At 70.7% G+C, this 24,600-nt stretch carries 23 protein-coding genes and 1 pseudogene; 8 read left to right on the plus strand and 16 right to left on the minus strand.

Annotated elements, in window-relative coordinates; all coding sequences use genetic code 11:
- Together NBZ85_RS04615 and NBZ85_RS04620 are read right to left on the minus strand one after the other, a co-directional pair.
- Positions 1-436 (minus strand): CoA transferase subunit A (locus tag NBZ85_RS04615; RefSeq protein WP_308205162.1); only part of this gene is annotated, 436 nt, incomplete at its 3' end.
- 196 nt (positions 437-632) lie between these two features.
- Positions 633-1,640, minus strand: a complete 1,008-nt coding sequence (locus tag NBZ85_RS04620) for an LLM class F420-dependent oxidoreductase (protein WP_261554394.1) — start codon at positions 1,638-1,640, stop codon at positions 633-635.
- A 231-nt stretch (positions 1,641-1,871) separates the two neighbouring features.
- Here NBZ85_RS04620 and NBZ85_RS04625 point away from each other — a divergent pair, with 231 nt between their 5' ends.
- Both NBZ85_RS04625 and NBZ85_RS04630 read left to right on the plus strand, forming a co-directional pair.
- The gene (locus NBZ85_RS04625) at positions 1,872-2,990 is read left to right on the plus strand and encodes an acyl-CoA dehydrogenase family protein (protein ID WP_261554393.1); all 1,119 of its coding nucleotides are present in this window, start codon (positions 1,872-1,874) and stop codon (positions 2,988-2,990) included.
- 68 nt (positions 2,991-3,058) lie between these two features.
- Entirely contained in the window at positions 3,059-4,309 is a 1,251-nt protein-coding gene (locus tag NBZ85_RS04630) for an acyl-CoA dehydrogenase family protein (protein ID WP_261554392.1), read from the plus strand.
- 69 nt (positions 4,310-4,378) lie between these two features.
- On the opposite strand, the gene NBZ85_RS04635 is transcribed toward NBZ85_RS04630, so the two are convergent.
- Complete coding sequence (locus tag NBZ85_RS04635) at positions 4,379-5,524, minus strand: acyl-CoA dehydrogenase family protein (protein ID WP_261554391.1); 1,146 nt, start codon at positions 5,522-5,524, stop codon at positions 4,379-4,381.
- Between the two features lie 110 nt (positions 5,525-5,634).
- Between NBZ85_RS04635 and NBZ85_RS04640 the strand changes: the two genes are divergently transcribed.
- Entirely contained in the window at positions 5,635-7,296 is a 1,662-nt protein-coding gene (locus NBZ85_RS04640; protein ID WP_261554390.1) for an AMP-binding protein, read from the plus strand.
- A gap of 157 nt (positions 7,297-7,453) precedes the next feature.
- On the opposite strand, the pseudogene NBZ85_RS04645 reads toward NBZ85_RS04640, so the two are convergent.
- The 3 genes and pseudogenes from NBZ85_RS04645 to NBZ85_RS04655 form a co-directional block, all read right to left on the minus strand.
- Positions 7,454-7,984 (minus strand): annotated as a pseudogene (locus NBZ85_RS04645) (DUF222 domain-containing protein); the annotation flags it as partial.
- Entirely contained in the window at positions 7,915-8,160 is a 246-nt protein-coding gene (locus tag NBZ85_RS04650; protein WP_261554389.1) for a PALP domain-containing protein, read from the minus strand. The pseudogene NBZ85_RS04645 and the gene NBZ85_RS04650, both read right to left, overlap by 70 nt.
- Entirely contained in the window at positions 8,150-8,569 is a 420-nt protein-coding gene (locus tag NBZ85_RS04655) for a MerR family transcriptional regulator (RefSeq protein ID WP_261554388.1), read from the minus strand. Before NBZ85_RS04655 ends, NBZ85_RS04650 begins: the two co-directional genes overlap by 11 nt.
- A gap of 120 nt (positions 8,570-8,689) precedes the next feature.
- On the opposite strand from NBZ85_RS04655, the gene NBZ85_RS04660 reads away from it, so the two are divergent.
- Positions 8,690-9,763 carry an alkene reductase gene (locus tag NBZ85_RS04660; RefSeq protein ID WP_261554387.1) on the plus strand — a complete coding sequence of 358 codons (1,074 nt, stop codon included), beginning with the start codon at positions 8,690-8,692 and terminating at the stop codon, positions 9,761-9,763.
- Positions 9,764-9,848: 85 nt separating this feature from the next.
- A complete protein-coding gene (locus NBZ85_RS04665) occupies positions 9,849-10,208 on the plus strand; it encodes a putative quinol monooxygenase (protein ID WP_261554386.1) in 360 nt (119 codons plus the stop codon).
- A 109-nt stretch (positions 10,209-10,317) separates the two neighbouring features.
- Here the strand turns inward: NBZ85_RS04665 and NBZ85_RS04670 are convergent, their stop codons facing one another.
- Together NBZ85_RS04670 and NBZ85_RS04675 are read right to left on the minus strand one after the other, a co-directional pair.
- Positions 10,318-10,500, minus strand: coding sequence for a response regulator transcription factor (locus NBZ85_RS04670; protein WP_261554396.1), 183 nt, complete (start codon positions 10,498-10,500; stop codon positions 10,318-10,320).
- A gap of 1,234 nt (positions 10,501-11,734) precedes the next feature.
- Positions 11,735-12,385, minus strand: coding sequence for an NAD(P)-dependent oxidoreductase (locus tag NBZ85_RS04675; RefSeq protein ID WP_261554385.1), 651 nt, complete (start codon positions 12,383-12,385; stop codon positions 11,735-11,737).
- Between the two features lie 98 nt (positions 12,386-12,483).
- Between NBZ85_RS04675 and NBZ85_RS04680 the strand changes: the two genes are divergently transcribed.
- On the plus strand, positions 12,484-12,834 hold the full coding sequence (locus tag NBZ85_RS04680) for a winged helix-turn-helix transcriptional regulator (RefSeq protein ID WP_261554384.1): 351 nt from the start codon (positions 12,484-12,486) through the stop codon (positions 12,832-12,834).
- A gap of 804 nt (positions 12,835-13,638) precedes the next feature.
- Positions 13,639-13,770 carry a hypothetical protein gene (locus NBZ85_RS04685; protein ID WP_261554383.1) on the plus strand — a complete coding sequence of 44 codons (132 nt, stop codon included), beginning with the start codon at positions 13,639-13,641 and terminating at the stop codon, positions 13,768-13,770.
- Positions 13,771-14,037: 267 nt separating this feature from the next.
- Here the strand turns inward: NBZ85_RS04685 and NBZ85_RS04690 are convergent, their stop codons facing one another.
- The 6 genes from NBZ85_RS04690 to NBZ85_RS04715 form a co-directional block, all read right to left on the minus strand.
- Positions 14,038-14,922 (minus strand): SDR family NAD(P)-dependent oxidoreductase, encoded by an 885-nt coding sequence (locus tag NBZ85_RS04690; protein ID WP_261554382.1) that lies wholly within the window; start codon positions 14,920-14,922, stop codon positions 14,038-14,040.
- Positions 14,923-14,970: 48 nt separating this feature from the next.
- Positions 14,971-15,771, minus strand: a complete 801-nt coding sequence (locus tag NBZ85_RS04695) for an enoyl-CoA hydratase/isomerase family protein (protein ID WP_261561546.1) — start codon at positions 15,769-15,771, stop codon at positions 14,971-14,973.
- 45 nt (positions 15,772-15,816) lie between these two features.
- Positions 15,817-16,953, minus strand: a complete 1,137-nt coding sequence (locus NBZ85_RS04700) for an ABC transporter substrate-binding protein (RefSeq protein ID WP_261554395.1) — start codon at positions 16,951-16,953, stop codon at positions 15,817-15,819.
- 82 nt (positions 16,954-17,035) lie between these two features.
- Positions 17,036-18,328, minus strand: coding sequence for an acyl-CoA dehydrogenase family protein (locus tag NBZ85_RS04705; protein WP_261554380.1), 1,293 nt, complete (start codon positions 18,326-18,328; stop codon positions 17,036-17,038).
- A gap of 50 nt (positions 18,329-18,378) precedes the next feature.
- A complete protein-coding gene (locus NBZ85_RS04710; RefSeq protein ID WP_261554379.1) occupies positions 18,379-19,548 on the minus strand; it encodes an acyl-CoA dehydrogenase family protein in 1,170 nt (389 codons plus the stop codon).
- 96 nt (positions 19,549-19,644) lie between these two features.
- The gene (locus NBZ85_RS04715; RefSeq protein ID WP_261554378.1) at positions 19,645-20,919 is read right to left on the minus strand and encodes an ABC transporter substrate-binding protein; all 1,275 of its coding nucleotides are present in this window, start codon (positions 20,917-20,919) and stop codon (positions 19,645-19,647) included.
- Positions 20,920-21,279: 360 nt separating this feature from the next.
- Between NBZ85_RS04715 and NBZ85_RS04720 the strand changes: the two genes are divergently transcribed.
- Positions 21,280-22,452 (plus strand): amidohydrolase family protein, encoded by a 1,173-nt coding sequence (locus NBZ85_RS04720; RefSeq protein WP_261554377.1) that lies wholly within the window; start codon positions 21,280-21,282, stop codon positions 22,450-22,452.
- Positions 22,453-22,581: 129 nt separating this feature from the next.
- On the opposite strand, the gene NBZ85_RS04725 is transcribed toward NBZ85_RS04720, so the two are convergent.
- Together NBZ85_RS04725 and NBZ85_RS04730 are read right to left on the minus strand one after the other, a co-directional pair.
- The gene (locus NBZ85_RS04725; protein WP_261554376.1) at positions 22,582-23,355 is read right to left on the minus strand and encodes an acetoacetate decarboxylase family protein; all 774 of its coding nucleotides are present in this window, start codon (positions 23,353-23,355) and stop codon (positions 22,582-22,584) included.
- A gap of 23 nt (positions 23,356-23,378) precedes the next feature.
- Positions 23,379-24,590: a CaiB/BaiF CoA transferase family protein gene (locus tag NBZ85_RS04730; protein WP_261554375.1), complete on the minus strand. Its 1,212-nt coding sequence runs from the start codon at positions 24,588-24,590 to the stop codon at positions 23,379-23,381.
- Positions 24,591-24,600: the final 10 nt, after the last annotated feature.

A 24,600-nucleotide genomic window follows, 5' to 3' on the forward strand; every position in this document is an offset into this window, starting at 1 on the left:
CGGCGATGACCTCGGCGAGCGGCTGCTGCAGGTCGCCACGGTGCTGACGGTGGCCGAGATGGTGGGGGCGATCGGCGAGCTGTTCGTGATGACGCTGGAGCATGCCCGCAACCGCGCGGCGTTCGGCGAGCGTGCCCTGCGCCACCAGCTCGACCTCCAGCTCCCCGGCCAGGAACTGCCGCTCGAACTCCTTGTTCTCCCCCACGTACGACCCGGTCGTCCGCCGGATCCGCCCGGCCCGCAGCAGCAGGCCGAGCCCCCAGTCATCGACCCCGCAGTTGTTGCTGACAGTCTCCAGACCGCTGATCCCCGCCACCAGCAGCGCGTCGATCAGGACGCTCGGGATGCCACACAACCCGAACCCCCCGACCGCCAACGACGCCCCGTCCGGGATGTCGGCCACCGCCAGGGCCGCACTCGCGACCACCTTGTCCACCCGGGCACCCGCCTCCCGCAGCAGTGGGCGGCACCGTCTCGGAGCCACCCGCACGTTAGCGTCCGCTAACCCAGACGAAGTTAGCCGTAACTAACATTGACGTCCAGCTCCTCGGCCCGATCAGGCTCAGGCGACGGCCGAGCCAGGCCCGTAGCCCGGCCGGCGCGCCGCGGCCCGCCACCGCGAAGGACCGAGGCTAGGCCCTGAGACCGGCGAGGATGCGGGAGATGACCTCCGCGCCGATCGGGGCGGGCGAGTAGAAGCTCACCCGATCGGCGATGTCGCCGACGCGGGCCTGGATCTGCTTCGGGATGTCCTCCGGGGTGCCCCGCGCCGTGAAGACCTCCAGCACCTCCTCGGTGACGAGCGAGCCGAGATCCTGCCACCGGCCGTCTCGGGTCAGCTCGTACAGGTCGCGCTGCAGCCCGCCCCACCCGTGCAGCTCCAGGACCGCGCTGTAGGCGGGGGTGGAGGCGTAGAAGGCGAAGTGCTGGCGCAGCTTCTTCTCCGACTCGGCCAGCTCCTGCGCGGTGTCCCCGGTGGCGATCAGGGTGGGGAAGGTCAGCTCGACGTCCGAGCGCTTGCGCCCGGCGCGCGCCAGGCCCCGCTCCAGCGCCGGCAGGGTCACCTCGCGCACGAACCGCTCCGACGACAGGCCGTGCAGCAGGATCCCGTCGGAGACCTCGCCGGCGACCTCGGTCATGCGCGGCCCGAGGGCGGCGAGCTGGATGCGGGGCGTCCCGTACGGGTTGGGCCCCGGGTTGAAGAACGGCGTCATCAGGGTGTGCTGGTAGAACTCGCCCTGAAAGTCGAGGCGCTCGCCGTCGTTCCAGCACCGCCAGATCGCCTGGATGGCCAGGACGATCTCCCGCATGCGCTTGGCCGGCTCGGACCACACGGCGCTGAAGCGCTTCTCGATGTGCGGCTTGACCTGCGATCCGAGCCCGAGGACGAACCGCCCCCTGCTGATGGTGTGCAGGTCGTTGGCGACCATCGCCAGGTGCATGGGGCTGCGCGGGAAGGCGACGGCCACGCCGGTGCGGATCATGACGCGCTCGGTCGCCTGTGCCGCCAGGACCACGGGCAGGAACGGGTCGTGCGCGGTCTCCGGGACGTAGAGCGCGTCGTAGCCCAGGGACTCGAGTTCGCGTGATCGGCTGGCGATGTCGTCAAGATCGGCCCACAGACCAACGTCGACCTTCACGTCCACTCCTTAAGTTGGATCAGATAGATGATTTGAGTAAGCTACCTTAATAGTCGCTATCGCGGCAGCCGCGCGAGCGGTCGGCTGCGTCACTGGCCGAACGGCGCCTGCCGGCCGGACGGCGTTTGCTGGCTGGACGGCGTTTGCTGGCTGGACGGCGTTTGCTGGACGAACGGCGTTTGCTGGACGAGGGCATGCCACCGGCGCCCCAGGATCGAGAGGAGACCGCCCGTGCTTCCGGGTGTGACCGCGGACCAGAAACTGTTCGCCGAGACGGCCGAGCGCTTCATCAGGTCGACCTGCCCCGTCTCGACGGTGCGCCGGGTGGCGCAGCGGGAGGAGGAGCTCGACGGCGGCTACTTCACCGAGATCGGTGAACTGGGCTGGCTGGCGCTGTTCGTGCCCGAGGAGCACGGCGGCGGCAGCCCGTCCGGTCAGCCGGTCCTCGACGCCGGCCTCATCGCCGAGCAGCGCGGCCGGTACCTGCAGCCCGGGGGAATCGTCGGGTCGAACGTCACGGCGCTGGCGATCACGCTCGGCGGCACCGGCGAGCAGCGCGCCCTGCTCGACGACCTCGCCGGCGGCAAGGCCCTCGCGGCCTGGGCGCTCGGCGACCCGGCGGGTGGCTGGGAGGCGTCGGCCGGCGTCGAGGTCCGCCGCGACGGGACCGGCTTCGTGCTGTCCGGGGCCAAGGGCCTCGTCCAGGACGCCCACCTGGCCGGCTGGTTCCTCGTCAGCGCTGCGGTGGACGGCCGCCCGGCGCTGTTCCTGCTGCCCGCCGACGCCCCCGGGCTGAGCGTCGAGCCGCTGGCCGGGCTCGACCTCACCCACCGGTACGCCGAGCTGGTCCTGCGCGACGTCGCCGTGCCCGCCTCCGCGGTGGTCGGCCAGATCGGCGGCGATGACCTCGGCGAGCGGCTGCTGCAGGTCGCCACGGTGCTGACGGTGGCCGAGATGGTGGGGGCGATCGGCGAGCTGTTCGTGATGACGCTGGAGCATGCCCGCAACCGCGCGGCGTTCGGCCGGGTGATCGGCTCGTTCCAGGCGGTGAAACACCAGCTCGCGGATCTCAGCCTCGCGGTGGAGTGCAGCCACGCCATCGCGACGGCAGCGCTCACCGCCGTGCAGGAGCAGGCCCCGGACGCCGCGGAACTGGCCAGCGTGGCCAAGGCGTTCGTCGGCGACGCCGCGATCGACGTCTCCCAGGGCTGCCTGCAGCTGCACGGCGGCATCGGCTACACCTGGGAGCACGACCTGCACCTCTACCTGCGCCGGCTGGCGACCGACCGGGTCGTGTTCGGCGACCCCGCCTGGCACCGCGAACGCATCTGCCGGCTGCACGGCCTGTGAAAAAGCTGCACGGCCGGTGAGGGAGGACGACGACCGATGAGCACACCGCGACGACCGGAGACGAAGCGATGAGCGGGCAGACGGCGGACGGTCTCGAGGCCTACCGGCGCGAGGTGCGCGCCTGGCTCGCGGCGAACCTGGACCCCCGGGACGACAACGAACCGGCCCGCCTGCGCGGCGGCGACGCCGCCAACCTCTCCCCCGAGCGGGTCGCGCAGCAACGGGACCTGCAGCGCCGGGTCCACGAGGGCGGGTACGCGGGCATCACCTGGCCCGCGCAGTTCGGCGGGCAGGGCCTCACCGCCGCCCACGAGGAGGTCTTCGCGCAGGAGAGCCGCGGCTACGCCCTGCCGGATCTGGGCATCGCGGGCCTGACGACCACCCGGGTCTGCGGGCCGACGATCCTCGCCCACGGCACGGACGAGTTCCGCCGCACCCACATCCCACGGATGCTGTCCGGCGAGGAGATCTGGGTGCAGCTGTTCTCCGAGCCCGGCGCGGGTTCCGACCTCGCCGGGGTGTCGACCCGGGCGACCCGCACCGACGCGGGCGACTGGGTGCTCAACGGGTCGAAGGTGTGGACCAGCGGCGCCTACTACGCCGACTACGGCCTGTGCCTGGCCCGGACCGACCCGACCGTGCCGAAGCACCGCGGGCTGACCTGGTTCGGCGTGCCGCTGACCAGCGACGGCGTGACGATCCGGCCGATCCGGGAGATCAACGGCAGCTCGGAGTTCTGCGAGGAGTTCTTCGACGACGTGGTCGTCTCCGACGCCAACCGGATCGGCGCCGTCGGGGACGGCTGGACGGTCGCCCGCACGATGATGGTCTTCGAGCGCCTCGGCGGCGACCCCGACGAGGCGCCCCGCCACTCCGGCGCCCGCGAGCTCGCCCCCGACCTCGTCGCCCTGGCCCGGCGGGTGGGCCGCCTGGGTGACCCGGTGACCCGCCAGCTCATCGCCCGCGCCCACGTCATCGACCTCGTCAAGGAGCAGCTCGACGCCTACGTCGCCGCCCTGGCCGAGTCGGGGGCGGCCAACCCGAACCTGGGGTCGTACGGCAAGCTCGCCGCCGGCACGCTCAACCCGGTCCGGGCCTCGATCGGCCTGGAGATCGCCGCCGCCGCCGGCGTCGCCTGGCATCCGCAGGACACCGAGGCGTCGACGACGGCGCTGAACTACCTCAACGGCCGGATCCTGTCCATCGCCGGCGGCACCAACGAGATGCAGCGCAACGGGATCAGCGAGCGGATCCTCGGGCTGCCCCGGGAACCCGCCCACGACCTCGACCGCCCCTTCAACGAGCTGCGCCACAACTGACCCCGCCGGGCCCGGCTCCAGTTTCCTGACCCCGCCCGGCCCGGCTGCGGCCGCCCGGTCATCGGCCGCTCAGCCCAGCTGCATCGAGCGGCCGATGATCTCCTTCATGATCTCGTTGGAACCCCCGAGGATGCGGCTGATCCGGCTGTCCCGGTACATCCGGGCGATCGGGTACTCGTTCATCCAGCCGTAGCCGCCGTGGAGCTGCACCCCGGCGTCCACCGCAGCGTCCTCCAGCTCGGTGGCGCACAGCTTCGCCGCCGCCGCCTCGACCCCGGTCAGCTCGCCCGTGACCAGGGCGGCCAGGCAGGCGTCGACGAAGGACCGGGCCATCAGCGCGCGGGCCTGCAGGTCGGCGAGGACGAAACGGGTGTTCTGGAAGCTGCCGATCGGCTTGCCGAACGCCTTGCGCTCGCGGACGTAGGAGGTCGTGAGCTCCAGCGCCCGGAAGACGTTCTGCACCGAGGAGATCGCGATCGACAGGCGTTCGGTCGCCAGGTTGCGCATCAGGTAGTGCAGGCCCTCGTTCTCCTCGCCGAGCAGGTTGGCGACCGGGACGCGGGCGTCGGTGAAGAACAGCTCGGCGGTGTCCTGCGAGCGGGCGCCGACCTTGTCCAGCCGGCGGCCACGCTCGAAGCCCGGGGTGTCGCGCTCGACGACGATGAGGCTGATCCCCTGGTCGCCGTCCACGCGGGTCGTCTTCGTGCACAGCACCACCAGGTCGGCGAGGATCCCGTTGCTGATGAACGTCTTGGACCCGTTGACGACGTAGTGGTCGCCGTCGCGCACCGCCGTCGTGCGCATGCCCCGCAGGTCGCTGCCGGCGACGGGCTCGGTCATCGCGATCGCCGTGATCAGTTCGCCGCGGACGTAGCCGGGCAGCCAGCGCGCCTTCTGCTCGTCGGTCGCCAGCTCCAGCAGGTACGGGCCGATCAGGTCGTTGTGCAACTGGATGGCGAAGCCGCCGATGCCGGCGGAGGCGAACTCCTCGGCGACGACGGCGCCGTAGCGGGGGTCGTCGACGCCCGCGCCGCCGTACTGCTCGGGCACGGCCGGGCCGAGCAGGCCCACCTCGCCGGCCCGCAGCCAGGCGGCCCGGTCGACGATGCCCTCAGCCTCCCACCGGTCGTTGTGCGGCAGGCACTCCTTCTCGACGAAGGTACGGGCCAGCTGGCGGTACTCCTCGTGGTCGGGGGTGAAGACGGAACGCTGCATCTCGTGACCTCCGCGGGGATCGTCTGGCAGCATCACAGGGCAGACGGTAAAGAGAATCTAATCATCTGAAGGATATAGCTTGTACAGGTGATGGCGGTTACAGTGCTGCCATGACCGGTCCCCTGCGCCGCGCTCCCGCGAACGCCCACTGGTACGCCGCCGGGCTGCACACCACCCAGACCCTGGTCGAGGCGTTACAGGACGGCGCCGCACGGCATCCCCAGTCATTGATGATCTTCGACTCGGAGACGCATCCGGCGTCGGCCCGGCTGATCGACATCCACCGCCGCGGCGCCCGCCTCGCCGGCGCGTTCGCCCGGCTCGGGCTGCGGCGCGGGGATGTGATCGCCTGCCAGGTCCCCAACTGGCTGGAGGGCGCGATCGTCTACCACGCGGCGATCTCGCTGGGGCTGGTCATGGTGCCCGTCGTGCACATCTACGGGCCGGTCGAGGTCGGCTACATCCTGCGGCAGTCGGGCGCGCGGGCGCTGGTCATGCCCGACCGCTGGCGCTCCATCGACTACCTCGCCCGGTTCTCCGCGGTCGGCGACTGCCCCGAGCTCGAGCACGTGATCACCATCGGGGAACGGACGGCGCCGGGCGGGGTCACCCTGGCCGCCCTGGAGGCGCTCGACGCCGACCCGCCGGCACCGCCCGCGCTGCACGCCGACGACGTCTGCATGGTCATCTACACCTCGGGCACCACCAGCGCCCCCAAGGGCGTGCAGCACACCCACAACACCCTGCTCGCCGAGATGCGGGCGCTGGCCGACGCCGACGCCGGCGCCCCGGACGCGGTGCACCTCTCGCCGTTCCCCGCCGGGCACATGGGCGGGGTCCTGCTGCTCGGCCGGGCGTTCCTGTCGGGCCGCACGAGCATCCTCGTCGACTCGTGGAACACCGAACGCGTCGCGCGGGTGATCCGCGAGCGCGGGGTGAGCTGGCTGGGGGCGACCCCGTTCTTCCTGAGCAGCCTGCTCGCCGACGTCCGCGACACCGGCGTGCCGATGCCGTCGCTCGACGAGATCCACCTCGGCGGCGCGGGCGTGCCACCGGAACTCGTCCTGGCCGCCGAGGCGGCCGGCTGGCGGGCGTTCCGCTCCTACGGCTCCACCGAACACCCGACGGTGACGGTGTCCGCCGTGTCGGACCCGGTCGAGGTCCGCGCCTACACCGACGGCGTCGCCTTCGGCGCCAACCGCCTCCGGATCGTCGACGACGACGGCCGGGACCTGCCCCCCGGCACCCCCGGCGAGGTCGTCACCCTCGGCCCGGAGCTGTTCGTCGGCTACACCGACCCCGCGCTCAACGCCGAGGCGTTCCTCGACGGCGGCTGGTTTCGCACCGGCGACATCGGCACCCTCGACGAGGGCGGCCACCTCACCATCGTCGACCGCAAGAAGGACATCATCATCCGCGGCGGGGAGAACATCTCCTCCACCGAGGTCGAGGGCCTCCTGCTGCGCCACCCGGCGGTCGTCGAGGCGGCGGTGACCGCGATGCCCGATCCCCTCTACGGCGAGCGGGTCTGCGCGTTCGTCATCGTCGGACCCGGCCGCAGCCTCTCCCTCGGCGACCTCGTCGAGCACTTCGTCGCCGTCGGCGTGGCCAAGCACAAGACCCCCGAACGCCTCGAGATCGTCACCGAGCTGCCCCGCACCGCCGCCGGCAAGGTCCGCAAGGCCGACCTGCGCGCCCGCCTGCGCGCCCCCGCCCCCGTTCCCGCCGGCCCCGGTCAGGGCAGCCGGGACTCCCAGCGCGCCGGCCGCTGAGCGACGCGGACGGATCTGCGCGATGGTCCACGGACTCGGCCGCGGCATACTTCCGCGCCGACCTCGCCCGCCGCCGGGGCGCCGCGACGACCACGCCCTCGCGCCCTTGACTCAACTCGGTGATCCACAGACTACGGCGGTCCGCTGGATCGCCGCCGCCATCTCCGGCGTCGGAGGTACCGCTCTTGCCGGCTCCCTCACCGCCACCCGGAAGGCTGTCGCTGTCGCTGTCGGCGTCTGCGTCGCCAGCGCCGTCGTTGTTGCCAGCGCCGTTGCCCTCAGGGTCGGGGGTGTCGCCGCCGGGGCTGGTATCGATGTCGGTGAGGCGTTCACGTATATGACGGCCGAGCCGGGCGAGTTCCGCGGGGTCGAACGTGGCAGCAGAAGTAAGCAGGAACTGTTCGGCGGAACGCCGGGTGGCGAGGCCCACGCTGCGGGGTAGGGCGCGAAGCGCGAGGTGGATCGTCTGGGCCTGTTCGACGCTGATCGTGCCGGCGATCAGGGCGGCGGTACTCGTCGCCGTCGAGCTCGGGATCGGACAGCCCCCAATGTCGAATGCATGTTCGACTGGGTGACCGATATGGGGAAAGGGTCCACCGACACGTGCACGAGCAATTGTCAAGACCTGTAGATGGGAGCCGCACCGACCCAGCGGTGATAGGCGTCTACATCGACGTTGCTGCCGCACATGATGGTGACCACGCGGCGGCCGGCGAAGCGGTCACGGTCTTCGAGGATCGCCGCGATGCCGAGCGCGGCCGACGGTTCGACGGCGAGGCCAGCGAGGCCAGCGTGGTCGAGGAGCATCCGCATACCGGCGGTGGTCGACGCCTCCTGGACCAGGACAGCGTCGTCAGCGACCACGAAAGCCCGAGGCTAGGACCGGGACGCCGTCATGCGGCGGCCTGGCGGCCTGGCGGGCGTCGCGGTGGGCCTGGGCCGCGACCATCAGGACGTCGAGCGCATCGCGGGTGCGCAGCAGGTCCTCGATGTGGGTGGAGAGCCGGTCGCGTTCCTTGGCCATGCGCTCCATCGCGGCGTCGGAGTTCTCGTCGCTGGGCGAGTCGAGGCACGGCAGCAGTTCGGTGATGGTGCGGCTGGACAGCCCGGCCGCGTACAGGCGCTGGATGAAGGCGACCCGCTCGACATCGTCCTGCGTGTAGTGCCGCTGCCCGCCGGCGCTGCGGGTGCTGGTGAGCAGTCCCTGCTCCTCGTAGTAGCGCAGCGAACGGACACTGACTCCGGCCCGCGCCGCGAGTTCGCCGATCCGCATCTCGCCCTCCCGGCTGTGATCCTGGCCCCGCGACTTGCCTCTCACATTGATGTCAGGTTTTAGCGTACCTGTCGGGCTCGCCGTTCCGGCGCCCTTGACCAGGTATGAAGGAGTTCCGGCATGACCACGCTGTTCGACCGCTACCGCCTCGGCGGTCTGGAGCTGCCCAACCGTGTCGTGATGGCCCCGATGACCCGGGTCCGGGCCGCGGCCGGGAGCCTCGCGACCCCGTCCATGGCGGTCTACTACGCCCAGCGGGCCACCGCCGGGTTGATCGTCAGCGAGGGGGTGCAGCCCAGCCTGGTCGGGCAGTCCAACCCGGGCACCCCGGGCCTGTACACCGACGAGCAGGTGGCCGTCTGGCGGCCCGTCACCGACGCCGTGCACGCCAACGGCGGGCGCATCTTCGCTCAGATCATGCACGGCGGCCGGGTCTCGCACCCCGACACCACCGGTGTCCAGCCGGTCGGGCCGTCCGCCGTCGCCGTCGTGGGCGACGTGTTCACCCCGACCGGGCCGCAACCCGCGCCGGTCCCCCGCGCCCTGGACACCTCCGAGGTGCCCGAGCAGGCCCGCTCGTACGCCGAGGCCGCCCGGCGCGCCGTCAGCGCCGGGTTCGACGGCGTCGAACTGCACGGCGCGAACGGCTACCTGATCTCGCAGTTCCTGTCGTCCAACGCCAACCTGCGCACCGATCCCTACGGCGGCCCGATCGCCCACCGCATCCGTTTTGCCGTCGAGGCGGTCGCCGCCACGGTGGACGCCGTGGGCGCGGCCCGCACCGCGATCAGGCTCTCGCCCGGCGGCACCTTCTGGGGCGTCGAGGAGACCGAGGTGCCGGAGCTGTACGCGGCCCTGCTCGCCGAACTCGCCCGCTTCGGCCTCGCCTACGTCCACCTGGAGGCGACTGCCGAGGAGGAGGTGCTGGTCGGGCTGCGCCGCGCGTGGCCGGGCAGCCTGATCATGAATCCGGTGTTGCCGATGGGCCCGAAGCAGGTCGACCGGACCGCCGCCGACCACTGGCTCGGCCTGGGCGCGGATCTGATCAGCTTTGGCCGCGCCTTCATCGCCAACCCCGACCTGGTGGAACGGCTACGCACCGGCCTGCCGGTCGCACCCGCCGACACGGCCACGTACTACCAGGGCGGCGACGCTGGCTATCTCACCTACCCGGCGTACCAGTACACCGCCTGACCGGAGCAGGCGGACAGACGGGCGCAGGGGCGGAGAGGCGGAACAGTCCGGCTCTGCATCGAGACGCGAAGGATGAGAAAGAACGATGAATTCGCTCCAGGACAAGGACGCCACCACCGCAGACACGGAGCCGTCTGTCCAGACGGCCATCATCATTGCCGGCCGGGTCTTCGTCCCTGCCGGTGACGTCGAGACGTTCATCACCGAGGCGCAGGCGACCTACCCGGTCGCCGCAGCGAACCCGGGAAACGTACTGATCTCGTTCTGCGTGGAGGACGCAGCGACCGGAACCGTCACGGTGCTCGAGCAATGGACATCCCAGGAGGCGCTCGATCGGCACCTGGCCACACCGGAGGTCATGGCGCTCTTCGCCAAGTGGAGCCCGCACATGCGCAATGAGGTGCGCAAGTTCGACGCGCTCAACGAGAGAGACCCCCGGGCCTGACTTTGTCAGGTGACTGCGGGATGTGGAGCGCCCAGCGTGATAGACCCGCTCCGATCCTGCCTGCTACCCGCACGGGCCCATGCCACGGCCGAATGCGACCGTTTCCGGCTCATTCGGTGTCGTGGACGAGCAGGGCGATCTGAATCCGGTTGTCGAGGTCGAGCTTGGTGAGGATGCGGGAGACGTAGGCCTTGACGGTGCCGACGCTGACATGAATCTCGGCGCCGATCTCGGCATTGGACAGGCCCCGGGTGAGGGCGGCCGCGACGGCGCGTTCGCCGTCGCTGAGGATCCCGGGCGGCGTTGCGGGTCGAGGCGTACGGCAACAGGTGTGCGTAGGGCGCGCACCTGTTCGCGAGCTCGGCGTTCAGGGCCACGCTCCGCTCGAAGCTCCGCCGGTCCGGTCCGACGTATCCGGCCTGCTCGACCTGGTTGTTCGGCCAGCCACATTCCAGCGGACTGCTGCGGTTCTGGAACCGCGGATCAATCCCGACCAGGTCATAGCGCGCCGCCACCGCCGGCGCCCCGCTCGCCACGTACGGCGGCATGCCCTGCACCACCCAGGTAAGACCGCTTCCTATCCCCTCGCCCGGTCCGCCCGGGTTGACCACCAGAGTGCCGATCCGGTGCGCGGTGTCGGTCGCCTTCCGCCTCGAGATCGCCACTTTCAGAGTGCCTCCCGTAGGCCTGGCGTAGTCCAACGGCACGGTCACCTCGGCGCACTGCGCACCGATCTCGTCCAGCGTTGCGCCGAGATCATCGTCGGGCCCGTTCCGGCAGGTGTGCCAGGCGACGGGCTGTCGGACAAACCGCGCCAGCTCGCCACCGTTGTCCTGCGCCGACGCGCGCGCCGCGCCGCCGACACCAGCTACCAGGCCCACGGCCACGGCCACGGTTGCGGTTGCGGTTGCGGTCACGCGGGACGCCCAGGGCCGCCTCGACCGGAACGACTCCCGTCCAGAACGACGGGCGGCTACGAACGCTTGCTTCAAGGCGACCTCCTCGGACCGGTGCGATGACCGAGGGATCGTCACCTCCATGCCTGACCGGCCGACACGGCCGAGTGGCCAGACCACTCTGGACACTCGGCCAGAATCAGCGCCAGGACAGCGCCGAGCAGCGTCCCCGACGAGCGGGCGACGGAAGGACACCACCGGGATCGTCGCGAACAAGGACGGCTCGGGCCGGTGGTCGCCTCCTCTGAGGAGTGAATTCGGCAACCACGGCAAGGCTGGGTCTGGACATGCGCGACCGCGCTGGTGGCTCACAAGAAATGTCGCCGATCTGTCGCTGGCCGGACAGATCGATGAGCAGTGGCTCGGCGTGGCGCACCGGACTGCCCTCGCCTGGTTCCCGTCGGAGTCGTCCGGCCAACGTCAGGTCTTGATCGCCAGAAATGATCCTCGGGAATGGACAGCACCGTGCCCGCCTGCCATCCGCTGGCAGTATCACCCCATGCCCTCGGGGGCCAACCATCCGCGGGGCCGAGCGTATCGGCAGGGGGGCGTGTCCAGGTCCGCGCCGGGTCAGGACTGTGCCGCGCCGACGCGGCCAGAGGATGCGACGGTGATTCTCTGGCCGATGGCCCGTCTTTGCTCAAGCTCATCGATCAGGGCGACCGCGTAGTCCTCGGCGCTGATGGCGCTGGTGCCGTTGGCGTCGGCCAGCAGCTGGTCCCCGCCCAGGCGGTAGGAGCCGGTCCGTTCGCCCGGCGTGATTGTGACGGGCGGTGAGATGTAGGTCCAGTCCAGGTCCGCGGCCTGCGTCTGTAGCAGGTCCAGCAGGGCGCACTGGGCCAGGCCGATGTCCCGGTAAGCGGCGGGGTAGCGCGGGGTGTCGATGAGACGCACGCCTGGCGCGACCTGCAGGCTGCCGGCTCCACCGACGACCACCAGGCGCCGCACCCCTGCCTTCCGTAGCCCGTCGAGCACTCCGCGGCCGGCCGCGAGCAGCGCGTAGGACGGCCGCGGGTCCTCCCGAGGCGGTGGAACCGCGAGCACCACGGCGTCGTGGCCCGCGCTCAGCGCCGCCACCGCTGCGGCATCGCTCGCGTCCGCTGTGGCGGTCCCTCCGGTTCCGCTCCGGGTCACCCCCGTGACCTCGTGCCCCCGGCCGCGCGCCTCTGCGGCAACGCGCTGTCCGATCATGCCGCTGGCCCCGATCACCACGATACTCATGTCCTGCCCTCTGGTTGATCTGTCATCGACGTGGTGACTGTCAAGGTATCCATCGGATACTGGTTACTTCAAAGTGCCCTTGATACCCTTCGGAAACTATGAAGCACGAGGATGTTTTCAACCCGGACTGCCAGGTCCGCCTCGTCCTGGACCGGATCGGCGATAAGTGGTCCGTCCTGGTCGTACTGGCCCTGCGGGACGGGCCGCGCCGGTTCACCGGCCTGCGCACGACGATCGGCGGCGTCACCCCCAAGGTGCTCACCCAGACGCTGCGCGCGATGGAACGCGACGGCCTGCTCACCAGGCGCGTCTTCGCCGAGGTACCGCCGCGCGTGGAATACGAGCTGACTCCGCTCGGGCTATCGCTGCACGCCCCCATCGACGCCATCACCGACTGGGCTGAGGCACACCTGGACGAGATAGTCGCGGCACGCGAAGCGACCACCTGAGAAGCGGAGGCCAGGCCGTCTGCAACGGCCCAGAGCCTGGCGCGGACACCGCCGCGCATCCCGACTGCCGTCCTGATACCTCGTCGCCGAGGAAAATGACAGATCAATGAGAAAAACTCGACGACAGACCGATGAGATCTACCAGCGGTAGCCCAGGTCGGCAAGTTACCCTGCGATAGGCAGGACGAGAACCTACAAGCGGTAAGCGTAGCAAGGACCGGGTCCCGGCGCGCTGCACTACCCGGGCCTCCCACGGAGACCCGCAGGTAGTTGGCTACATCTTCCGGTCGGAGCGGGTGGAGTTTGATGCCAGCAGCGCCTATGAGGCGCACCTCTACCCCGCCAGGCGGCGACACAGCCGTTTGGTAGTCACCGGTCCGAGAAGCAATGACAACACGTTGCCCGAGTTGCAGCGAGTCATTGATTTTTGCGATAGCCGGGCCACGGACAGCATCCGGAATATCATCGAGCCCATCGATAAGAAGAATGAACAGTCGCTCATCCCACAAAGCGCGGGCAAGAGTCCCACCCCTGCTACCAGGGGCGGGCTGAGCAACGCGGTTCCGTCACCCAGGTGGTAGCGCCGGGACAGCACAATGGCGGCCGCCGTCGACCCGATCAGTAGGAGGAGCGCGACGGCACCTGTCCGTCTCGTGCGTGATCCCCGCATGCGGTCATCATCGCTGCCGTAGTGCCCGTCGTCTCGCCTGGGTGCGTAGATGGGTGCATGCTGTCGCTAAGCAAGCGGGCGCCTCGACGGAGCGCTGCCGGGTGTCTCGCCGTCGCATCTTGGAACCTCGATCCTTGCCACCTCCCGGGGAAGACATTGACCTGGAGAAGATCTCGGGCCGGCTCGCCCTGGCGGTGCACAAGCAGTGGGCGTACGAGGCCAAACGCCGTGAGATCACGAGCTCGCCGCTGGCGGTATCCGGGTGACCCGCGAGTCCGTCCCTGGTTCAGCCCTGGTCCTACCTGCAACAGCTTGCCGCTGGCGGTGCCGGCTGGCTCACACCCGCTGAGACCGACACCGGCCCGCAGGACCTTGCCGGTAGCGGCCCGCAGATCCTCAGCGCCTTCGACCGCACCCCGTGCAGACGCCTCGTCGTCCTTGGCGAACCCGGTGCGAGCAAGCCTGTCCTGCTGATCCGGCTCGTCCTGGGCCTGCTCGCCCGTCGTCTCCCTCCTCTGGAAGCCCCGAGCCCGCTAGAAGTCGGAGCCGCCGTCGACGTTGAGCAGGGCACCGGTGATGTAGCCGGCGCGTGCGCTGCACAGGAAGACGATCGCGGCGGCGATCTCCTCGGGGCGGCCGGGGCGGCCGAGGTCGGGGACCAGGCCGCGGCCCGCGCCGCCCATGTCCCGGGAGATCGCGAGGAAGACCTCCTCGGTGCTCGGCGCCACCGGCATTCCCAGCGCCACCAGTGTGCTCGGCGCTCCCGCCGAGGCGCCCAACGCGTCGGGCGCGACCCACCGGCCCGGCCCGAACTGCTCGATCTTCTCCCGGACGCCCTCGGTCAGGATCGCCCCGGGGCAGACCGTGTTCACCCGGATGCCGTCGGGCCCGTGGGCGCGGGCGAGGTTCTTCGACACGCTCGCCAGTGCCGCCTTCGCCGCCGTGTAGGCGACCATCGTCGGGTACTGCTTGCGGATAGACATGGCGGCCAGGTTGACGATCGCGCCGCCGCCGCGGGTGCGCATCAGCGGGATCGCCGCCCGGCAGGTCCGTACCCCCGCCATGAGGCCGATCTCCAGATGCGCCCGGAACAGCTCGTCGGAGGTCTCCGTCAGTGGCAGGTAGTCGTACTCGTCGCTGCCCAGGGTGTTGACCAGGATGTCGCAGCCGCCGAAGACACCGCGCACCCGGTCGAACAGCTCCTCGGTGCCGGCCGCGGTCGCGAGGTCGGCTGGCACCGCCAGCGCGCGCACGCCGAGCGCCTCGATCTGCCCGGCGACGCTCGCGAGGGCCGCGGCGCCGCGGGCGACGACGACCACGTCCGCGCCCTCACGGGCGAACTCCACCGCCGTCCACCGGCCCATCCCCTTCGACGCGCCGGTGACGACCGCCACCTTCCCGCGTAAGCCGAGATCCATCTCCTCGTTCCCCTCGATCAGGTTCGGTGGGCGATCAGGTGCGGCGGGCTACTCGCGCGGGGCGGCACTGCGGCGCTGGAAGGCACGCACCTTGGCCAGGTGCTCCTCGGAGGTCAGCAGCAGGGTGTTCGCGACCCGGTCGAAGTCGCGGGCGGTGGTGCGGTCGACGCTGGCGGCCGCGTCGATGGCGAGCTTGGCCAGGCCGAGTGCCTGCGGGGACAGCGCGACCAGCGAGCAGGCGAACTCCCGCACGCCGGCCGCGAACTCCTCGTCGGCGAACACGTCGTGGACGAGGCCGATCGTCAGCGCCCGCTCGGCGTCGACGGGGCGGGCGGCCATCGCCAGCCACCGCGCCCAGTGCGGGCCGACGAGCCGGGTCAGCCGGCTGATGCCGCCGGAGCCGGGCAGCACCCCCAGGTTGGGCACCTCCGGCAGGGCGAAGGTGGTCCGCGGCGCGGCGAAGCGGAAGTCGCACGACACGGCGAGTTCGAGCCCGAAGCCGCGGCAGGGCCCCTGCGCGGCGAGGATCACCGGCTTCTCGATCGCCTCGATCTCGTCCATGAGCAGGTGCAGCGCCCGGTAGGTGCGCCGCACCGAGCGGCCGTTGACGCTGCCGTCGGGCTCGAAGCCCATCCCGGTGTCGATCGTGGTGATGTCCATGCCGGCGGTGAAGTGCCGCCCCTCGGCGGTGATCACCAGCACCCGGACGGCGTCGTCGTCGCCGAGGTCGGCGACGGCGCCGCGCAGCGCCGCCAGCATCGGGGCGCTGACGGCGTTGAGCTTGTCGTCGCGGGTGAAGGTGATCGTCAGGACACCGTCGTCGAGCTCGCGCCGGAAGTGCTCGCTCATCCGGCCGAGACCCCGCTTCGCCGCCCGGTCACTGGGTGCGTTCCGTCACTGGGTGCGCTGCGCTGTGCCGAGCCGCTCGCTGCGGGAGCGGGCGGTGTAGCGGTGGCGCAGGACGCTGCCCGGTCCGGAGGTGAGGTCGGCGACTTCGGCGGCCGGGTCCGGTTCGCGCAGGACGATGAAATGCGGCGTCAGCCAGGCGCGCCGGGCGTGTGGGCCGAAGCTGAACACCCCGCCGGGGCCGCCGGTGGCCGCGGGAACCATCTTCACCTTCTCCAGGCCCTCCTTCACGCCGTCCGGCGACAGCGGCGTGGCCTTCGACAGGCCGCGGGCGATGACGACGCCGAAGTCGTAGCACAGCACGGAGAAGAAGTTCGCCGGCCGGTAGCCGAAGCGCGCCTCGAACCGGTCCAGGAAGTCCTGACCGACGACGTTGTCCTCGTCGTACTGGTCGACACCGACCCAGCCGGCGATGCTCTTCAGGCCGCCGGGCAGGAACGGCGCCGCCATGAACCCCGAGCTCATCACCTTCACCGGGTCCCAGCCGGCGCCGTCCAGGGCGGTGTTGAGATGGGTCGCGGTCAGGCCCCAGCCGAGGTAGGCGATCGCGTCGGCGCCCGACGCCCGCAGCCGGGCCAGCGCCGGGCTCAGGTCGGTGTCGAGCATGTTGATCGGCTCCTCGATGGCGATCTTCACCCCGTCGAAGGCACAGGCGTCGCGGAAGAACCGGGTGTACTCCTCCCCCGGCACACACTTGTCGTAGACGACGGCGACGGACTCGACGCCGCGCACCCCGAGGTAGTTCGACAGCAGGTACGGCTCCTCCGGTAACGAGCCGTTGTTGATGCAGAAGCACCACTCGCCGTACCAGCGGTCGGTGCCGCTCATCGACAGGGTGGGAATGTGGCCGACGTCCTCGACGTAGGTGCGGATCGCCAGCACGTTGTCCGACGCCCACGGGCCGAAGATCACCAGAACACCCTCGGCCTCGAGTTCCTTCCAGGCGTTGAGCACGTCGAAGCTCGTCCCGCGGGGCAGCCCGTCGACGGCCCGCAGGACCAGCTCGACGGGGCGGTCGATCTCGCCGTCGGCGTAGGACTCGTCGAACGCCAGCCGCAGCGCGTCGAGCATCACCTGCTGCGATGCCTGCGGCATCAGGAAGTCCTGCAGGACTCCCACCTTCATCGACGACACGGTGGCCCCTCTCTCGATGGTTTTCCTGTCGCCCGCGGCCGGTGGCGGCCGGGGATGATCACAGGTACGGCGATCACAGGTCCAGGCCGCGGGCGACGCGTTCCCGGTGCCACGTCGACCCGCCGTAGCTCAACTCGAAGGTCTTGCCCCGCCGGGAGTGCAGCTGCAGATCGTGTTCCATGGAGAAGCCGATGGCGCCGTGCACCTGGTGGGCGTGGGTGAACACCCGACGGATCGCATCGTTGGCGAACGACTTCGCTGCCGCGACCTCGAAGTCCGCCGCGCCCGGAGCGTCGAGCCGCCCGGCGGCATCCACCTTCCCGGCGGCGTCGAGTTTCCAGGCGGCGTCGAGTTTCCAGGCGGCCTGGTAGCACAGGTAGCGGCAGGCCTCCACGTCGGTGAGCATGTCGACGCAGCGGTGCGCCACCGACTGGAAGGCGCCGATCGGCTGGCCGAACTGGCGGCGGCTGCGGGCATGCTCGACGCTGAGATCCAGGGCCCGCTGCGCCCCGCCGATCGCGTAGGCCGTGCTCGCCACGGTCATCCGGTCCAGCGCCACGGCCAGGGCGGGGCCGGCCGCCGCCGGCGTGCCGAGCAGGTCCTCGGCGTTCACCTCGACATCGCGCAGGACGACCTCGAACACCGGCTCGCCGCCGCCGTCGTGCTGGCGGCGCAGGGTCACCCCGGGCGCGCCAGGATCGACGAGCACGAGGCCGCGCCCGCCGCCCGAACCGGCGCCGGCAGCGACACCCACGTCCGGGGTGGACACGTCGGCGCCTGGAGTGGACATGCCGGCGCCCGGAGTGGACGCGTCGGTGCCCAGGACCGAGCCGGCGACCGCCACGCCGGCGACCTTCACTGTGATGACGAGGACGTCCGCGACGTGCGCGTAGGGAACGAGGATCTTCGTGCCGGTCAGCCGGTGGCCGGCGCCGTGCGGGGTCAGGGCAGCGTCCGGTGCGCCCCATTCGTCGCGGGCGCCCGGCTCCAGCACGGCCACGGTGGCAATGGCCGTGCCGGCGCCGATCGCCGGCAGCCAACGGGCCCGCTGCGCCGCGCTGCCGGCGAGATCGATGACGGCAGCGGCGAACACGGCCGAGGCCAGCAGCGGGGTGGGCATCGCGCCCCGCCCGAGCTCCTCGGCGGCCACCACCAGGTCCAGCACGCCCTGTCCGGCGCCGCCGTGCTCCTCGGGCAGCAGCAGGCCGGTCAGGCCGAGGTCGGCCAGCGTCTTCCAGTGGCCGTCGCCGAAGCCCCGCTCGGACTTCTCGATCTCGCGGACGAGATCCGGCGGGCACTCGCGCTCGACCAGGTCGCGCACCGTGTCCGCGAGCAGGCGCTGTTCGCCGCTCAGGGTGAGATCCACACCCGCACCTCCTTCTGCCGTTGTCGTGGGCCTAGCGCGTTGTCGTGGGCCTAGCGCGACCGCGGCAGGCCGAGGGCGGTCTGGGCGATGATGTTCTTCTGGATCTCCAGGGTTCCGGCGCCGATCGTCGCCGGAATGTTGTGCACCCACTGCTGCTTGACCAGCCCGTGCAGCGGGGCGTGGTCCTCGGAGGGGGAACCGAGCCGGCCGCTGGCGCCGAGGATCTCCAGGCCCACGTGCCCGACGGCCTGCTCGAGCAGGGTGGCGTGGATGCGGGCGGTCGAGGCCTCGGCGGACGGGTTGGCCCCGGCGGCGACCAGCGAGATCGCCCGGTAGGCGAGCAGCTTCGCCGCCTCGCAGCGCACCCGCAGGTCGGCGAGCTTCTGGCGGACGTCGGGTTCGGCGGCGCGGCCGGTCTCGCGGACGTGGTCGCACAGCCGCTCGACGACGCGCTGGGCGCGGGCGTAACGGGGGATGCCGATGCGTTCGAGCGTCAGCCCCGAACCGATCACCCCCCAGCCCTCGTCGAGTGGACCGAGCAGGCAGTCGCGCGGCACCCGGACCTCGTCGTAGAAGACCTCGTTGATCTCGTGCCAGCCGCCCATGCTCTCGATCGGGCGCACCGTGATCCCTGGGGAGGCCATGTCGACGAGCAGGACCGACATTCCCCGGCGCCGGCCGGCGTCCGGATTCGTGCGCACGAGCAGCAGGTTCCAGTCCGCCGGCGAGTCGGCGTAGCTGGACCAGATCTTCTGCCCGGTGACGAGGAAATGGTCACCATGATCGACGGCGCGGGTGCGCAGCGCGGCGAGGTCGGAGCCGGCGTCCGGCTCGGAGAACCCCTGGGTCCAGATGACCTCCCCGCGGGCCATCGGCGGCAGGAAGCGGGCCTTCTGCTCCGCGGTGCCGAACTTCATGATCAGCGGACCGATGTAGTTGAGGTTCATGTACTGCGGTCCGCGCGGCTCGCCGCTGGCCGTCATCAGCTCGCGCAGCAGCGTCTGTTTCCAGACCCCGGCCTCCTGGCCGCCGTACTCCAGCGGCCAGCTCACCGTGAGCAGGCCCGCGCGACCGAGGTCGCGGCAGAACTCCCGAGTGAAGGCCAGGGCCTCGCGGTCCTCGGCGAAGAAGCCCTGCCAGTCCGTGGGCAGCTTCTCGTCGAGCAGCTCGGCGAACCGTCGGCCGAACGCGCGATCGTCCTCGGTGAACTCGAAATCCATCTCTCTCGATCCCTCCCAGGAGGCCGGGCCGGTCGGGGCTCATCGTCACACCCCGACCGGCCTCGGCGTCATCGCTCGGCGCAGGTCACCGGCCGGCTAGGGCAGGACGCTGGAGACGTCGAGCGGCTGCTCCGACGTCGGCTTGCCCTTGTCGTCGAGGGTCTGCACGAGCCCGCCGGTGGAGCAGACCGCCGGCGTGATGGAGACCTGCTTGCCGTCGCACTGGAAGGTCGCGGTGCCACCGAGGGGCAGTTTGGTCTTCGGCATCGTCGCGAGCGCCTTCTCGACCCCGGCGGAGGTGACCGGCGCGGTCAGTCCGGCCATCGCCCGGCTGAAGCCAAGCGTGACCACCCAGCCGCCGGCGGTGAGGCTCTTGGCGGTCGGGTCGGTGTCGGGCTGGTACTTCTTCATCGCCGCCAGGTACAGCTTGTACTCGGGGTCGGCGACGTTCGTCGTCTGGCCGCTGACGACCTTCATCCCGTCGTAACCGCCGGGGATGCCGGCGGCCGCCCCCGGGCTGACGCACTGCGACTGCAGGACGATGCTGCCCGAGTAGCCCAGCGTCTTGAGCGCCTTGAGCACGCCGGTGCAGAACGTCGGGTCGCCGACGAGGTTCACCTGCTCCGGGTTACCCCCGAGCACGGTCTGCACCTGCGGGGTCGCGTCCGCCGTGCCCGGCGGGATCGGCTGGATCGTCAGGCCGACGTTCGCCTTGGCATAGAAGATCTTGTCCAGCGAGTTCACCGGCCCGGTCGCGCCCGGCACGTCGAGCACGAAGATCGCGGCCTTCTTCGCCCCGGCGTCCCTGGCGACCTGGGCGGGCCCGGCCAGCGCCGCGGTCAGCGGGCTGACCAGGATGTAGGCGCCGGACTTGGCGCCGAGGGTGGACTCGTCACCGTTGATGTCGAGCACCAGCGGGACCTTGGCCGCGCTGAGCACCTTGAAGACCGGCGTGACGTTGCCGGAGTTGTTCATCAGCACGACCGGGACCTTCGCGGCGGTCAGCTGGTTGGCGCAGTCGGTGGCGCCCGCGGGCGTCTGCTTGGTGTCGCAGACCGTGAGTGACAGACGGTGGCCGGCGACCCCGCCCTGGTATTCGTTGACGTAGGAGGTCGCGGCCTGCGCCGCGGCGACCTCGGTCGAGTTGTCCAGCGTCGTGCCCGAGCCGTCGGTGATGAACCCGATCTTTAACTCGTCGCCGGTGGCGGGCTTCGACGGCCCCAGCGACTGCGCGGCGGCCGAGCCCGTCGAGCCCGTCGAGCCCGAGCTGGACCCGCCGTCCGAGCCGCAGGCGGCTGCGCTGACCATCAGTGCCGCCGACATCCCGAGCGCAAGAACGCCCCGCTGCCGCCATCGAGTGCGCGATCGCATCCGAACGTCCTCCCCATATGTGCGTGCTGCGCGGATGGCCACGCGCACCGGGCAGCACACAGGTCCGGCACGCCAGCGGAATATAGCTTAAGGATACGACTGAGGTAAATCAGCAAGAGAGAGATGGGAGCGTCGACCCTGCCTGTCGCCGGACTCGAACCCACCGGCGCATGCCGCGACGATCCGGCCACAAGGCGATACTTGATCGTGGGGCGACGACCCGGTCACGGGACGCGGCAAAGGAGCGCGGCGGCGGGGCGTCCGCACCAAACCCGCAGGTCAGCGGCCCGAAGCCGGAAATCTGACACCGAGTCCACGAACTGATGTAACGTCGGTTACAGCCGTATAGGAGGAGAAGCCATGCCGCTGCGGGACAGTCACCAGATCGTGTCCGTCGACGACCACCTTGTGGAACACCCCAGGGTCTGGCTGGATCGACTCCCATCGAAGTTCGACGGTCGCACACCGCGGATCGAGGAACAGGGCGGCAAGCACGTCTGGGTCTACGACGGCGTCGTGTTCCCCACGATCGGCCTCAACGCCGTCGCCGGGCGCGAGCCGCGGGACTGGGGGGTGGACCCCATGCGCTTCGAGGAGATGATCCCCGGCTGCTACGACCCGGTGGCGCGACTCAAGGACATGGACGTCGACGGCGTCCACGCCGCCCTGTGCTTCCCGTCGTTCCCCGGCTTCGCCGGCGGGGTGTTCCACCGGGCGCAGGACAAGGAGCTGGCGCTCGCCTGCATCCAGGCCTGGAACGACTTCATGGTCGACGAGTGGTGCGCCGCCGCGCCCGACCGCTACATCCCGCTGGCGCTGCTGCCGGTGTGGGACGTCGCGGCCTGCGTCGCCGAGGTCGAGCGGACGGCGGCCAAGGGGGCGCGCACGGTGTCCTTCCCGGACAGCCCCGTCCCGCTGGGCCTGCCCTCCTTCCACAGCAACCACTGGGAACCGCTGTGGGACGTCTGCGAGGCGACCGACGTCTCGGTCTCGCTGCACTTCGGGTCCGGGTCCTTCGTGCCCGGGTTCTCCTTCGCGGCGGCCAAGCCCGTCCCCGGCGGGATGGCCGCGCCGGACGCGCCGTTCGCGGTGGCGATCGCCTCGTTCGCCACCAACCTGATGTGGACCACCATCGACCTGCTGTTCTCCGGCGTCCTGCAGCGCCACCCCAAGCTGCAGTTCGCGCTGTCCGAGGGCGGCATCGGCTGGCTGCCCTACATCCTGGAGCGCACCGACCAGACCTGGGAGAAGCACCGCTGGTACCAGAAGGACATCGACTTCGACACCCGGCCGTCCGACCTGTTCCGCAAGCACTTCTGGGGCTGCTTCATCGAGGACAAGAGCGGCCTGCGCAACCGGCACGAGATCGGCATCGACCGGATCATGTTGGAGATCGACTACCCGCACTCCGACTCCACCTGGCCCAACAGCCGTAAGATCGCCGCCGACCTCATGAAGGACATCCCCGACGACGAGGTCGCCAAGATCGTCGAGGACAACGCGCGCACGCTGTACCGCTTCCCGCGTTCCTGACGGCACGCACGCTGACGGCCCCCGTCTCTCCATTCCTGGGAAACCAGGAGGTGGAGACGGGGGCCGCGGTGCGTCGGGGGTCGGCCAGCCGGCCGGTCGGGCAAGCGTTCGGTCAGGCACGTCGCTCGGTCAGGCAAGCCGCTCGGTCCGGTTGCGGAACAGCTTCGCGGTGCCGACGCCGACGAACGCCGGGCGCGGCTCCACCTGCGGGACCGCGGCCAGCGCCCGCAGCACCACCGCGGAGTAGGGGGCCTGGTCATCGGTGGGCGTGGCGAACTCGACCCGCCCCACCCCGCTCCAGCCCTGCTCGAACGAGGTCGAGCCGTGGATGAGCGTCGGGTAGTCGGCGTCCGGGGTGTCACGGCCGGGAATCGACTTCCAGCCGAAGATCTCCGAGTCCACCGACGCCCGGTTGACCCGGGCGAGCCGGTCGGCCGGCAGCGGGCGCAGCTCGCCGATCTCGCCGCGCAGCAGCAGCGTGCCGTACTCGCGGCAGTCCCACGCGGCCGTGTCACCGTCGCGGGCGAGGCCGGAGACCTCGCCGTAGATCTTCGGGTTCCCGTGCAGCTCCCGGCCCGCGATAATCGGCATCGTGTTGTTCTCCCAGATGACCACCGGGCACGACCGGGTCAGTGAGCCGACGGCGGTCTCCAGCACCGCCGTCACCGCCACGTTGACGAGGTTGTAGCCCCGCCCCCGCATGTAGTCGACGTTCTCGAGCTGCTGGTAGGTGACGCTGAGCACCGGGCGTTCGGCCGGCTCGAAGCAGGGCGGCAGGAGGTGGGCGGCCGCCTGCGGCGTGGTGACGAAGGAGACCACCACCGTCGACTGCCGTTCGACCTCCGTCACGGGGGGCAGGGTCGCCGGCCCGAACCGGAGCCGGTCACCGATCTGCGTGGGCACGCTGTTCTCCTAACTGGGCGCGGTCAGAGGATGGCCGACTTCTCCTTCAGGGCGATGATCTGTTCCCAGTCGAGGCCGAGTTCGAGCAGGATCTCCTCGGTGTGCTCGCCGTGCTCCGGCGCGGGGCTCAGCGCCGGCACCCGGTCGTCGTACTGCACCGGGTTCGAGGCCAGGGCGTAGCTGATCCCGGCGGCGTTGGTCACCTCGGTGACGTAGCCGTTGGCCTGCACCTGCGGGTCGTCGTGCAGCTCCAGCGGGGACTTCACCACCGACCAGACGCCCTCGATCTTGCTGAACCGCTCCTCCCAGTGGGCCAGCGGGTGGGCCGCGAACGCCTCCCGGATCGTCGCGATGCACTCCCGGCGGTTGTCGAAGCGGGACTTCGCGTCGACGTAGCGGGGATCGGCGAGCAGGTCCGGGCGCTCGAGCGCCGCGCAGAACTCCGGCCAGTGCCGGTCGGCCTGCAACAGGGAGAACCACAGGAAGCGGTCGTCGCCGGTCCGGTAGACGTTCGTCAGGGGATTCGGCATCTCGGCGATGTCGAAGCGCTGCATCGTCGGCTGGCCGAGGATCTTGGAGCCGACGACGTCGAGGGACATGCCCCACATGGCCGAGGCGAGCAGCGAGACGTCGACGGTGCTGGCGATGCCGGTGCGCTCGCGGTGGAACAGCGCGCCGACGACCCCGGCGGCCAGGTTGAACCCGGAGGTGTAGTCGCCGAACGCGGGGCGCATGAACGGCGGGTAGGAATCCGGCGACGCCAGCGCGTAGGCGATCCCGCCGCGGGCCCAGTAGGAGGCGACGTCGTAGCCGCCCAGGTTGGCGTCGGGGCCGTGGGCGCCCTGCCCGTGCCCGCGGGCGTAGATGATGTCCGGGTTGGCCTCCCTGATCTTCTCGACCCCCACGCCGAGGCGCTCGCAGGAGTCCGGCAGCAGGTTGGTGAGGAAGACGTCGGCGCCCTGCACCAGCTTGTACAGCAGCTCGAGGCCGTCGGGGGTCGCGGCGTTGAGCCCGATGCTGCGCTTGCCGCGGTTGCACTGCTCGATGAGATGGTTGACCCCGTCGAGGCCGGCGAGCATCCCGGAGGCGATCAGGCCGCGCTGCGGGTCGCCCGTCTCGGGATGCTCGATCTTGATTACGTCGGCACCCCAGTCCGCGAGCACGGCGCCGGCGGCGGGTACGAAGGTCCACGCCGCCAGTTCGACGACCTGGATGCCTTCCATGATGCCTGTCATGTGTCCTCTT

It is taken from the genome of Frankia tisae (assembly GCF_025403405.1).
Lineage (GTDB): Bacteria > Actinomycetota > Actinomycetes > Frankiales > Frankiaceae > Frankia > Frankia tisai.